Annotated in this window: 14 protein-coding genes; 11 read left to right on the top strand and 3 right to left on the bottom strand. The window is 39.4% G+C overall.

What is annotated here, in order from left to right; genetic code table 11:
- Window positions 1-42: 42 nt before the first annotated feature.
- The 6 genes from BLS23_RS10435 to BLS23_RS10410 all read left to right on the top strand — a co-directional run bounded on the left by BLS23_RS10435 (window position 43) and on the right by BLS23_RS10410 (window position 4855).
- Entirely contained in the window at window positions 43-861 is an 819-nt protein-coding gene (locus BLS23_RS10435; RefSeq protein WP_089652501.1) for a 3D domain-containing protein, read from the top strand.
- 127 nt (window positions 862-988) lie between these two features.
- On the top strand, window positions 989-1984 hold the full coding sequence (locus tag BLS23_RS10430) for a zinc-binding dehydrogenase (protein ID WP_089652500.1): 996 nt from the start codon (window positions 989-991) through the stop codon (window positions 1982-1984).
- A 142-nt stretch (window positions 1985-2126) separates the two neighbouring features.
- Complete coding sequence (locus BLS23_RS10425; protein WP_244157174.1) at window positions 2127-2513, top strand: helix-turn-helix transcriptional regulator; 387 nt, start codon at window positions 2127-2129, stop codon at window positions 2511-2513.
- Between the two features lie 18 nt (window positions 2514-2531).
- The gene (locus BLS23_RS10420) at window positions 2532-3524 is read left to right on the top strand and encodes an LLM class flavin-dependent oxidoreductase (protein ID WP_089652498.1); all 993 of its coding nucleotides are present in this window, start codon (window positions 2532-2534) and stop codon (window positions 3522-3524) included.
- A 255-nt stretch (window positions 3525-3779) separates the two neighbouring features.
- Window positions 3780-3866, top strand: coding sequence for a YjcZ family sporulation protein (locus tag BLS23_RS10415; RefSeq protein WP_008640034.1), 87 nt, complete (start codon window positions 3780-3782; stop codon window positions 3864-3866).
- Window positions 3867-3982: 116 nt separating this feature from the next.
- On the top strand, window positions 3983-4855 hold the full coding sequence (locus BLS23_RS10410; protein ID WP_089652497.1) for a CvfB family protein: 873 nt from the start codon (window positions 3983-3985) through the stop codon (window positions 4853-4855).
- An 88-nt stretch (window positions 4856-4943) separates the two neighbouring features.
- On the opposite strand, the gene BLS23_RS10405 is transcribed toward BLS23_RS10410, so the two are convergent.
- The gene (locus tag BLS23_RS10405) at window positions 4944-5432 is read right to left on the bottom strand and encodes a YusW family protein (protein WP_167356067.1); all 489 of its coding nucleotides are present in this window, start codon (window positions 5430-5432) and stop codon (window positions 4944-4946) included.
- A gap of 154 nt (window positions 5433-5586) precedes the next feature.
- Between BLS23_RS10405 and msrB the strand changes: the two genes are divergently transcribed.
- The 4 genes from msrB to BLS23_RS10385 all read left to right on the top strand — a co-directional run bounded on the left by msrB (window position 5587) and on the right by BLS23_RS10385 (window position 9229).
- The gene (gene msrB, locus BLS23_RS10400) at window positions 5587-6171 is read left to right on the top strand and encodes a peptide-methionine (R)-S-oxide reductase MsrB (protein WP_089652495.1); all 585 of its coding nucleotides are present in this window, start codon (window positions 5587-5589) and stop codon (window positions 6169-6171) included.
- A gap of 118 nt (window positions 6172-6289) precedes the next feature.
- Entirely contained in the window at window positions 6290-7261 is a 972-nt protein-coding gene (locus BLS23_RS10395) for an ABC transporter substrate-binding protein (RefSeq protein ID WP_089652494.1), read from the top strand.
- A gap of 158 nt (window positions 7262-7419) precedes the next feature.
- Window positions 7420-7974: a nitroreductase family protein gene (locus BLS23_RS10390; RefSeq protein WP_089652493.1), complete on the top strand. Its 555-nt coding sequence runs from the start codon at window positions 7420-7422 to the stop codon at window positions 7972-7974.
- Between the two features lie 319 nt (window positions 7975-8293).
- Window positions 8294-9229, top strand: coding sequence for an exonuclease domain-containing protein (locus BLS23_RS10385; RefSeq protein ID WP_089652492.1), 936 nt, complete (start codon window positions 8294-8296; stop codon window positions 9227-9229).
- Window positions 9230-9242: 13 nt separating this feature from the next.
- Here BLS23_RS10385 and BLS23_RS10380 read toward each other — a convergent pair whose 3' ends face one another.
- The gene (locus BLS23_RS10380) at window positions 9243-9782 is read right to left on the bottom strand and encodes a C40 family peptidase (protein WP_089652491.1); all 540 of its coding nucleotides are present in this window, start codon (window positions 9780-9782) and stop codon (window positions 9243-9245) included.
- A gap of 139 nt (window positions 9783-9921) precedes the next feature.
- Here BLS23_RS10380 and BLS23_RS10375 point away from each other — a divergent pair, with 139 nt between their 5' ends.
- Window positions 9922-10905 (top strand): LAGLIDADG family homing endonuclease, encoded by a 984-nt coding sequence (locus tag BLS23_RS10375; RefSeq protein WP_089652490.1) that lies wholly within the window; start codon window positions 9922-9924, stop codon window positions 10903-10905.
- A gap of 883 nt (window positions 10906-11788) precedes the next feature.
- Here the strand turns inward: BLS23_RS10375 and BLS23_RS10370 are convergent.
- On the bottom strand, window positions 11789-12952 hold the full coding sequence (locus tag BLS23_RS10370) for a glycosyltransferase family 4 protein (protein ID WP_089652489.1): 1164 nt from the start codon (window positions 12950-12952) through the stop codon (window positions 11789-11791).
- Window positions 12953-12955 lie beyond the last annotated feature (3 nt).

Genomic DNA, 12955 nt, shown 5'->3' with positions numbered 1-12955 from the left:
TAAATACATAGGGATCGACCAATCAAGAGGAGGCAGAATTTCATGAAAAAAACTGTATTTTCTGTGGTAGCAACTGTCGCATTAACTGGAGCATTCGCCACAACGGTAAGTGCCCACGAAACGGAATATAAAATCGATAAAGGGGATACTCTTTGGGGAATCTCCCAGAAATATGACGTCAGCGTTCAAGACTTGAAGACATGGAATGGTTTAAATTCAAACCTTATTTACCCAAATCAAACATTAAAAGTAGCTAATGAGTCTAAATCCAGCACACCTTCATCTACTACGTCTTCCAACACATCCACTTACACAGTGAAGTCTGGAGACACGTTGTTCGCCATTTCTCAAAAATTCAATATTTCAGTCGATCAGCTGATGGCGTGGAACAACCTGACTTCCACCCTCATTCATCCTGGCGACCAGTTCAAAGTTGATGGACAAGCTGTACAAACGTCTGCTCCAAGTTCGAACAGCAGCTCAAGCAATAGTTCTAGCAGTAATTCAAGTGACAGCACATCAACAGCAACGCAAACAAGCACAAGCGAAGATACAAGCAATGATGTGGTGAAAGAGTTTACGGCTGAAGCTACGGCTTATACCGCTTACTGCACAGGATGCAGCGGTGTAACAGCTACTGGAATCGACTTGCGTGCTAATCCGGATCAAAAAGTCATTGCTGTAGATCCGAACGTCATTCCACTTGGATCTAAAGTATATGTCGAAGGTTACGGAACGGCAATCGCTGGAGATACTGGCGGTGCCATCAACGGCAACCGTATCGATATTTTCATGCCTTCCCGTGAAGAGGCACTTTCCTTTGGTAGACAATCAGTTAAAGTTCAAGTACTAGCAGACTAATTTCATATAGTATAGAAAAAACTCCTTTCTGTGGATTCAGAAAGGAGTTTTTTTATGCGACTTATTTTGATAACCAGGCACTTATTGGTAGACTGAAGACAATTGTAAAAGAAGGGAGAAGATATGAATGAGAGCAATTGTACATGAAGAAAAAGAAGGACTTGAAGGTTTGAAGGTAAAAGAGATGCCAGAACGTCAAATCAGTGACAACGAAGTGAGAGTAAAGGTACATACAGCAGGGATGAACCGTAGGGATTTAGCGGTCGTCACGAAGCGGCATAAAGCAGATGATCCTGCTTTGATACCTGGGTCAGATGCTTCCGGCATTGTAGAAACAGTAGGAGGAAATGTCACCAAGTTTCAACCAGGTGACGAAGTCATTGTCAATCCTGGACTCGGTTGGCAGGAAAACAGCGATGCACCTCCAGAAGGATTTGAAATCGTCGGCCTTCCGGATCACGGGACATTTGCAGAATATTACACATGTACAGAGGACCATCTTGAACGAAAACCTGAGCATTTGTCTTTTGAAGAAGCAGGCGTTCTTCCATTAGCCGCACTGACCGCCTATCGGGCCTTGTTTACAAGAGGGAATCTTGAAGCGGGTCAAACGGTCATGCTGCCGGGAATTGGCAGCGGAGTCCTTACCTTTTGCCTGAAGTATGCGAAAGCAATCGGGGCAAGAGTCATCGTAACTTCCCGATCAGAAAGCAAACAAAAGGAAGCCTTGAACCTAGGAGCTGATCTAGCCATTTCTACAGAAGAAGATTGGCAGGAGGCTCTAGCTTCTGAACAGGTGGACCTCCTCATCGAAACTATTGGTAATGCTACGTTTAATAAGTCATTGGGGGTTGTTCGTAAGGGAGGAACAATTGTCACTTTTGGGTCGACGACAGAAGATGAAGTGACATTTAATATCCGACAGTTCTTCTACGGGCAGTATAATTTGCTTGGTTCCACGATGGGAAGTGCCGAGGAATTGCGTGAGATGCTCGGTTTTATAAGCGACCACAAAATAAAACCTCAACTGGATAAGATTTTTACGATGGATCAGTATAAGGAAGCTTTCGAATACATTCAAGAATCCAAAAATTTCGGAAAAATTGCCATTAAAGTACGTTAACTCGTTCTACTTTAAACTTAGTAGCAACTCCGAAATTAAAGCAAAATCATAATATTTAAGCGAACGAATGTGCGTATAATTGGACAATTCATCCATCTTTTGTTGTAGAATGATAGAAAGACCATTTTATGACAAGGGGTGGATGATTTTGTCTCATAAAAACAATCCGAAACGATTTGCTTTAAACATGAGTGCCGCACAATTTACGAAGTTTTATATCATGCACCTGTTACAAGTTCATCAGCCGATGATCAGTGAACATTTCAAAGCAGAGTTCAAAAAACTTACGAAGAATTGGATTCCCGCACCTTCCACATTACTAGATACCCTACATGAAATGACAGAGCAAGGTTTATTATACCGTAAGGATGATTACAAATCACATGATAAGAAAAGACAAAAGGTTTACTGGTATTACCTTACGGATGATGGCAAAGAAGAATTCGATGTATTAAAGAAACGTTATAAGCTTTTATTCGAAGAACAGATGCAAATACTAAAACAAATTATGGATGACGTGTACAAATAAAAGAAAGGTGAGCTTGCATTGAAACTAAGTGTGCTTGATCAAAGCCCGATCTCCGAGGGGGACTCTGCTCAAAAAGCGTTACAACAATCAGTGGAATTGGCAAAATACACAGAGGAATTAGGATTTCACAGGTATTGGGTTGCTGAACATCACAATACCAATGGCCTTGCCAGTACGTCTCCTGAAATACTTATATCCATGATTGCCCAATCCACAACAACGATTCGAGTTGGATCAGGTGGTGTCTTACTTCCACAGTACAGCCCATTGAAAGTAGCTGAAAATTTCCGCATGCTTGAAGCTTTTTTTCCTGGAAGAGTCGACCTAGGTCTCGGCCGTTCCCCAGGAGGTGGGCCAAAGACAAGGCTTGCCCTAACTGATGGAATTGAGAAGCCCCTCAGTTCTTTTTCGAGGCAAGTGAAAGAGCTGAAACAGTTCTTACAAGGATCCACTCCTAAAGATGATCGATTCTTCGGTGTAAAAGCTCGGCCGGAAACCGAACATCAGCCTGAACTATGGGTTCTTGGATTGACAGAGCGAGGTGCCAAACATGCAGCTCTGAATGGGACAGGGTTCACTTTTGGTCATTTCATCAACCCTGATCATGGAAAGGCATCCATTGCCACCTATAGGGAGCGATTCAAAGGATCGGATATGAAAGAACCAAGCGTGAATGTGTGTATATTCGTCGTTTGCGGAGAAACAGAAGAAGAGGCAGAGGAGCTGGCCAAAAGCCAAGACCTCTGGTTGCTTCGGGTGGAAAAAGGGCTGGATACCCGTGTACCCTCTATAGATGTGGCCAGAGACTACCCTTATACAAAAGACCAGATGGAGAAAATAAGTAAAAATCGAAGACGCTGCATTATCGGAAACCCAGATCAAGTGAAAACTCAATTGGAAGAACTGTCTGAATACTACGGTACGGATGAGTTTTTAATCATTACGAATATATTCGACTTTGAAGAAAAGAAAAAATCCTACCACAGAATCGCTCAGTTGTTTCAGAATTAATTAAACCTCATTATAAATAAGCTCCCGATTGTGGAAACCTCAGTTTCGAGATGTTTTCGGGCTTCAATTGCTATAATGGGAGTCAGGGGTGGCTTGAAAGCGAGTCATTCCCCGCAGCCCCATCCACTCAAAAAACATCTCGAAAATGACTCTTTGGTTGATAGCATTTATACGCCTAATCCTCAGGTAGCTAAGCCTTTTACCCATACCGATTCTTACCCATCTTCATATAAAGAAGTAAAGGGGGGAATTGGAATGAGTAAAGGATATGGTGGAGGCTTTGCGCTAATCGTTGTTTTGTTTATTCTCCTAATTATTGTAGGAGCTTCTTGGTGGTATTAATCACATCAAAGCGTGGCAGATGCCACGCTTTTTCATTTATAATAAATCATCGTTTTAAAATGGATCGATGTAAGCTATAATAAGTACCATTACGTTACGAAAAAGGATGAAATTACATGAAAGATGTCAATATATTGGGAACAATCCAACAAGGAAAAATTAAAAAGAAAATCACAGAAGGCTTGATTGTTGATATTCAAAATGAAGAGTTTGTACTCCTGGACGAAGATGTAACCGAAGAGATTGAACTGGACGAAAGCAGAGACATGTTCATTTATGAAAATAAGAAAGGACAAGCTTCTGCGACAATGGAAATTCCGGAAGTTACCAAAGATACTTATGGATGGGCTGAAGTCGTAGAAGTTGTTCCGAATATGGGTGTATTCGTTGATATCGGCTTAAACAATAAGGATATTCTTGTTTCCTCCGATCATCTACCTCTTCTTAAATCCGTTTGGCCAAAAGAAGGTGATCATTTATTTGTCAGTTTAGAACTAGATAAAAAAGGTCGTCTTTTGGCAGAACCTATTTCTGAACAGGAAGTCATGGATGATCTGGAACCTGCCCCCAAAGAAGTTCTTGGACAAGAAGTGACCGCTCGTGTGTATCGAGCGACGAAAGCAGGTTCAACGGTATTATCTGGAGAGGGCTACCGAGGGTTCGTCCACCCAAGTGAAAGGAAAGAAGAACCAAGACTTGGAGAAACGATTACAGCTAGAATCATTGATGTAAAAGACGATGGGACAATCAATTTATCTCTTCGTCCTCTAAAACAAGAGGGGATGAAGGAAGATGCAGAGGTTATCTATGAATATTTACAAGAAAACGATGGTGTCATGTTCCTTCATGATAAAAGTGATCCAGAAGACATCCGAAAAACTTTTAAAATCAGTAAGTCAGCATTCAAACGAGCCCTTGGACAATTGATGAAAGAACGAAAAATTATTCAAGAAAATGGAAAAACAGTAATCAATCATGATCGCACTTAAAACTTAGTAGCAACTCCGAAACTAAATAAAATATAAAAAACAAGCATCTAAGTCATTTAACAAAGGTGCTTGTTTTAGTTTACATCCCTTAATCTTCGTATTCTGCCTCTAAGCCGTTGCTGTAAATAACCCTTAACTTAAATTCCTTATACGTTTCATCAAGACCGAAAACTTGTAAAACATCTTCAATCACTTCTTGTTCAGATGAATCTTCATCAAAACTGAGTTCCATGAAATGAGGAGTCAGTTGATCAAGCGCCTTTTCTCCTGAAATCTTTTCTTCCCCGATTTCGTGGATCACAGCACGGGTTTGAGATTCATTCGATACGTATTGGATTTCATAAGAGAGTGTATCTACATAATCAATTTCCAGATCAAATTGTTGAAACGGAAGAGCTTTTCTCGCATTATCCACCTTTTCATTCGTTTCGTAATTCATATCATTGAGTGAATCGGTGGTGGGGGAAGTAGATAATTGTTGTTGTTCATAATCCTTCATTTCTACTCCAGTGTTATCAGCCGTACATCCACTCATGACGATGAGGCCTATGGCCAATATTGAGGTTACAGTTTTCATTGAAGATCCCTCCATTTATATCCTTTTCTTAGGATGGACAAATATTACTGATTTCATAACTTTCGTTCATATATGATGAGCACTGAAATTTTTTGAACACTAGCTAGCATGGTAAGATTGAGATACAACACTTTAAAATTAGGGAGGAGAAGGAATGAAAAAGATGACAGCAGGAGCGATCATCATTCTATTACTATTGAGTGTCGGCGTCCTTTTCTTTTTCAATAAAAATTCTGGAGCTTCTACAACCAGTGAATCTGAAGACGCGAAGAGAGTAGAGTTATATAACGGTGAAGTGGTTGAGTATTCTGACCAAGACTTAAAAAAGAAGCTTACGGATATCCAATATGAAGTAACACAAGAAGACGGCACAGAAAAAGCTTTTGATAATGCCTACTGGGACAATAAGGAAGAGGGGATCTATGTAGACATCCTCTCAGGAGATCCGTTGTTCAGTTCGACAGATAAATATAAATCAGGCACAGGATGGCCGAGCTTCACGAAGCCAATCCTTGAGGAAAATATCACGACAAAGGATGATCCAGGGATTTTCGGAATGAGGACAGAAGTAAGAAGTAAACAAGGAGATAATCATCTTGGTCACGTATTTGAAGATGGCCCAGAACCAACAGGGTTGAGATACTGCATGAATAGTGCAGCCATGGAGTTTATTCCTAAGCAGGAGATGAAAAAGCGTGGATATAGAGAGTTTTTGTATTTGTTTGAAGAAGAAGGGTAATGCGCCTTTCTTCTTTTTTATTGAAAATGATTCTCATTGACGGAGTACGATCCTTCCTTTACAATAATATTGATAATGATAATCTTTATCAATTATTTAGATGAAAGGGAGTTTTTTTATGAAAATATGGCAGATACTATCATTATTATTGCTCGTTCTTTTCTTAGCCGCATGTGGAGAAGAGGGATCTAGTGATGAAACTGCTTCTTCTGAATCCTCAACGTCAGAAGAAACGAGAACGGTTGAAAGCAGCACAGGGGAAGTGGATATTGAAGGTACACCAGAAAGAGTTGTCGTTTTAGAGTGGTCCTATGTTGAGCATATGCTTCCCTTACATATTCAGCCCGTTGGAGTAGCAGATAAAGAGGGGTACAACAAGTGGGTCAATGTAGGTGAGCCGCTTGCAGATGAGGTGCAGGATGTCGGTACGCGTTCAGAACCGAATTTTGAAGCCATTTCACGCCTGGACCCTGACTTAATCATTGGTGCGAAGTACAGGCACGAAGGATTTGAAGACCAATTGAACGAGATTGCTCCTACTATTATGTTCGCACCTTATTCCGAAGAGGGAGCAAGTGATCAATATCAGCACTTAAAAAATGAATTCAAAAAGATGGGTGAACTATTCAAAAAAGAAAAAGAAGCTGAAAAATATCTAACCCAAATGGAACAAAGAATTTCTGCATTGGGTAAAGAAATTGGAGACGGCAGTAAAGTGGAGGCCGTTGTAACGCAAGCTTTCACCTCTCAAAACACACCTACGATGAGGTTGTTTACAGACAATTCTGTAGTAGCTGGTGTTTTGAATCAAATGGGCATCAACAACGCAGTAGAAACTGAACAACCTGAAATTTTTGGGTTTGTAAATTCTGATGTAGAGTCCCTTCAGAATTACCAGGATTCTCATTTCTTCTATCTTGTTCAGGACGACGATCCCATTTTTGATAACTTGGCCGACAATCCAGCATGGACGAATTTAAACTTTGTAGAAGAAAACCATACTTACAAGCTTCCAGGAGATATGGGTACCTTTGCCGGTCCTCTATCTGCGGAACGACTGGCTGAAGAAATCGCTGAAAATTTAGAATAATAGATGCAAAAAGCTACCTCAACATAGGTAGCTTTTCTTTTGTGTATGCATGGATCAACCTTTTCATGATTGATTATTTAAAGGAATAAACCTTGACAAAACCACTGAGAACGATTATCATTACCGTAAATAAAACTTTAGATACGTAGGTGAGAGGTATGGAACAAACAAAAACAGAATTAGCTAGAATCATTCGTGAACGTCGCTCCGTGAAGAGTGGATACTTAGATAAAGAAGTACCAACAGAACTTGTTACTGAACTGTTAGATGATGCAAGATGGGCACCAACACACGGCTTACGTGAACCTTGGAGATTCATTTTCATTCCTTCTCATGAAAAAGAAGAATTCGTGGAATCCCTTGTACAAACATTTCCTCGTGACATGCAGGAAAACCGCAGAAACTATTTCAGCCAGCCGGCTGCTTTCCTTATAGCGATTATGAATGAAGACCCCCGTCAAAAGCAGTGGGAGGAAAACTTTGGAGCGATCAGCAGCATGCTTCAAAATTTTCAATTACTAGCCTGGGAACGTGAATTAGGTGTATGCTGGAAAACAAATCCACAAATTCACGAGCCGAAAGTTCGTGAACTTTTAGGTGTTCGTCCTGGGGAAAAAATTGTAGGTTTCATCCATATGGGCTTCTTTGAGCAACAGCCAAAACAGAAAACCCGTACACCAATTGAAGAAAAGTTAACGATATATAAAAAGTAACGATTCACTGAAGATAAACGATGCCATTCAAAAAGACGCCGATACCGGCGTCTTTTATTTAATCTTTATACTTGGAATCGTAGGCGATCAAAACAACATTCAGTTGATTTTCAAGCTCTTTTACCCTTTGCAGCTTTTCTTTCGGCAGCTCTGCATAATCAAAAGCCATCCTCTAACGCCTCCTTGGGCTCTATCTTTTGCTTTTCACACAAGGAATATTCCGTCATTGGACTAATTTTATATGGCAAGCCTTTACAATAGACGCGCCTATGCTCGCCCATTTATTATTAAGATAACACTATAAATAAAGGAGATCGACATGAACTTTGTAGCTCTTGATTTTGAGACAGCTAATTCTTCAAGAGGATCTGTTTGTTCCATTGGTATGGTGGAATATGAACAGGGCTTTATAAAAAGAGAATATTACAGGTTAGTGAAACCAAAGAAAAACTATTTTTCACCCATTAATATCCGTGTACATGGAATAACTAAAGGCGATGTTGAAGATGCCGAGGAGTTTGATGTGTTATGGGAGCGCGAGATCAGGTCATGGCTTGAAGGAAAGTTTGTCGTTGCTCATAATGCTCAGTTTGATATGGGGGTTTTGCGTGCTGTATTGGATCAATACAACCTCAGCTATCCGATGCTTGCGTATAACTGCACCGTCAACATATCTAAGAAAACGTGGCAACTGCCGAAATACAAGTTAAATATCGTCTCCAGTTACCTTGGTTTTACGTTCAGTCACCACCATGCATTAGAAGATGCGAAAGCTTCTGCTCATATTCTTATGTCAGCTAAAGAAGAGCTTGGAGCGACTGATGCTAAAGACCTTGTAGACAAAACAGGTACAACAAACGGGATGATGTTTGATGGGGGCTATGAGCCGGCGAGAGTAAATAAAAAGAAACGGGCAAAAAAAGCACATCCATCTTCCTACGTGGCAGCAACCAATCAGTTCGATCCATCACATCCTTTTTATAACGCAGCTGTTGTGTTTACCGGAAAGTTAAAAGAAATGAAAAGAGATGAAGCCAGTCAAAAAGTCGTTGATTTTGGTGGAACACTTCACACGACGATTGAATCCAATACAAACTTTGTGGTCGTAGGCGAACAAACGTTTGAAGGGTATAAAAATGGCAAAAAAACAAGTAAACTCGAAAGAGCAGAAACACTGCTAAGCCAAGGTTATCCAATTGAAATTATTTCAGAATCTGATTTTCATCAATATTTAACAAGCTCATCCAATAAATAAGGATGAGCTTGTTTTATTTCTTAGATAGATATCTGCGATCTTTTAACCGCTCTGGGTGCACTGATTTAGCATGAGGAGAAATTTTGCCTAAATTGACACCTGCACCAAAATAATAAGATTGCCACACGATTTTTGTGCAATACTGTTCTTCGTTGATCCTGCTTATAGGCGTCCATATCTTATATTTGGCATGAGGATGCTTTTTTTGCAGTTTCACCACATAATCAGCAGCCTCGTCCCCTGATTTCCTATCCTGGGGGGAATAGATGCGTATATTGCTGAATTTGTTGAAATAGGCCTCCATTTGATCTTGCACGACTCCTGAAGGAATGGAATGAATAACTTTATTATCTTTCGTTACAATCCCTACATGACCTATATAACGCGATTCTTTTTTACCGATTGGAGAAAAAAGCAAATCCCCAGGTATAATGGATAGGTTTGTACCTGGATAAAGATGTTCATGTTCTTGAATCACTGGCGCAACAATTTTCTTAGGCTTTATGATCATTGCCATTAATACAGTACTCACGAAAAAGATCAGCTTTTTCATAAACACCTTCCTTTGGTTTCTTATATCTTCATCCTAGCTGATCAAATGTGAAATAACAAAGTGAAAGTGCTAAAAATTACCCCCAAGAACATATGTTCGGTATAATTGAAATGAACGAACATTTGGGAGGGGACCATAAATGAATAAACCATTGAGAAAAAGAACGATGTCCAAAGTAGAAATTGCTCAAATGTATAAGCGCGGTGAGAGTACAACTGTTATTGCTAAAAAGGCAAATGTTTCACCTGGTTATATCCGTATCGTACTAAAAGAACTAGAAGTTCCATTAAGACCTAGAGGCAGCTGGAAGAGGAAGTTTAAGGTCAACGAAGACTATTTCAAAACGTGGTCCAACAACATGGCGTATATTTTAGGGTTTATTGCAGCAGATGGAATGATTTCAGGTCATGCGCAGTTAATTAGCATCGCACAAAAGGAAAAAGAAATACTTCTGGATATTAAGCGAGAAATGGATTCCAGCCATCCGATAACAAAAAATGAACGGACAGGTGTACACATGCTTAATATCGGAAGTAAGATTCTCAAAGAGGATCTCATTCACATACATGGAATTAGACCAAATAAAACAAAACATCTATCTATGCCCAATATCCCTGATCTACACTTAAGTCATTATGTAAGAGGTTACTTTGATGGAGATGGAAGTATTAACTACCAGAAGAAGCAAATTGTGTTTGTAGGCGGCTCACATCAATTTTTTGAAGAATTAAACAAACTGATAAAAAGAAGAGGTATTAGAAGTTATCTTAAAGTATATCAAACGTACACAAGGTTGATCATTAGTGGAAGACAATCAATAAAAGGTTTTGGAGATTGGATTTATGCAGATAGCGACTTAAGATTAGACAGAAAATATGAAGAATATCTAAAAGAAAACCAAAATTATGATGACCTCGAGGATGGTAAACATGTGGTATCCAAGGCAGCTATTAAGGAAAGAAAAAACAAATTTCTTATGAAGTTCATTAAAAGTGGATGTATAACCAAATGCTGTGCTGAAATTAATATAGAGCCAACCACGTTTAAAAATTGGATGAAAAACGACTTGGAATTTCAACAAAGATGGAATGAACTTAACAAGATAAAAGAAAGAGGGGGATAACTCCTCTTTTTCTTTTTAGATTCTACTTTACATAATATTTATTATACTTACTCATTTTATAAATGTTCATTTTGTCTCATTACAAAAGTATACTCATGATATTGAGACAAAATAGAAATAAATAAGCTGAAATTCAACATCGGACTTAATCGATCTTATTTATGTTTAAGGATCATTTGTCTTTTAATATTTTTGGCATTGTGATTACTACAAAAAATCTGACTTAGTATTGTCCAGCTCCGATTAACTTAATGTGATCTTGTAACACCCATAACACTTCATAGCAATTTCATAAAGTTTGCTCTAAGATCTCAAGCAAACTGCTATATCATTATTAAATATATCAGTTTACATTTCAGCCTGATCATACTGGATTTTATACCATTCAACTTACGTACTGCCGGATATAAACCGCCGATTCACAAATTGATTGTAATTACATTAATCTTTGTATTTGTGACACACATTTTGACATTCATACTCTCGAAGCTATCATTTGGTTAACACTTGTATTAAGGTCATTAACCTAACAGCCATGATTCAACTTAAATAAGGGCGTATTCCACATGCTGATCTTCTCTTCAATAGAATCATTGCAAATCTGTGCACCTCCCTCCTTTCCTGCTCCGAAAATGTCGCGTTAGTTGCTATCCGTCTTTTGTAGGAAGTTTACATTGATACTTGTGGATTGGATTATTGATTGTTTTTTTTTTAATTTTTCGGAGTTGCTACTAAGTATGAGTAGAAAATATTTCAAGGAGGTGCTAATTTCACGGGGATCGGAACGTATGTTCTGTTATTGGGTGTTGTTTAATGTTTAATGTATTTGGAGTTACTACTAAGTTTTTGGTATGAACAAAGCAAAAGAAAAGTCACAGAGCGTTTACTCTGTGACTTTAACCTTTGATTTTTTTGACGTTGTTGCTGCCTGCTCTTCATACACCTTTAACGTCTTGTAATAATACTCAAGGATCTGCTCCGAAGGTTTTTGCCAGCTATATTTTTCAGCTTCTTGCCGTGCATTTTTGCAAAGTCTCTGATATAACTCTTCATCTTCCAACCTTTGTATCGCTTGAATCATACTGTCGGTGTTCTCATTTTCAAACAATAGACCAGTTTTGCCATCTTCTACTTGTTCCATGGTCGGACCACTCTTTGCCGCAATGACAGGCAAACCAGAAGCCATAGATTCCAATATGACGAGGCCCAGCGTTTCTGTAACCGATGGAAAAATCAGAGCATCAGAAGAAGCGAAAGCTTGAGCAAGCTCCTCTCCGTGCATAAGCCCAGTAAACACCGTATTGGTATCCTTGAAAGTTTCCTCTAATTCATCTTTCACCGGACCATCTCCAACGATGGCAAGAGAGATGTCGTCCCTCTTTTCCAATAATGGTTTGATTTTATGAATTTCTTTTTCAGGAGCCAGTCTACCGACAAAAACAAGCAGTTTGTTTTCTTTCCTGCCTGCGGACAATCGCTCCCTCATTTCTTCACTTTTATGTCGAGGATGGTAATGATCGACAGCGACTCCACGGTCCCATACACTCACATTATGGAAGTTTTTTTCATCCAGCTCCGCCTTAATGGCTCTTGAAGTACACAAGTTCACGTCTGCGTAGTTGTGTAACTTTCTGAAATACCACCAGACAAGAGGCTTAAACGGATATAATCGGTAATAATCCAAGTATTTAGGAACGTGAGTATGATAGGAAGCAATTAACGGATAGTTCAGTTTATCAGCATAATAGACGCCGGAAACCCCTACAAGAGCTGGATTGACCACATGGACGAGGTCAGGATCATGTTTTTGCAGCAAGTCCTTCACTCGTCGCTGAGGTAAACTGAATTCTCGATACCTGTAGAAAGGCATTCTTGTCGTTTTGACCCCTTCGACGATCGCCCCTTCATATTCCGTCACACCAAAGTCTGGAGCAATGACGACGACCTCATGATCTTGGTTTCGCAAGTATTTGATGGACTCTTTTAATCGTGTGACGACTCCATCTGTTGATGGTAGGAATGTTTCTGTAATGATGGCGATTTTCAAAGC

The organism is Halobacillus aidingensis (genome assembly GCF_900104185.1).
Lineage (GTDB): Bacteria > Bacillota > Bacilli > Bacillales > Halobacillaceae > Halobacillus > Halobacillus aidingensis.
Note: the sequence above shows the minus strand (reverse complement) of the source record. Positions and strands in the feature narration are given on the sequence as shown.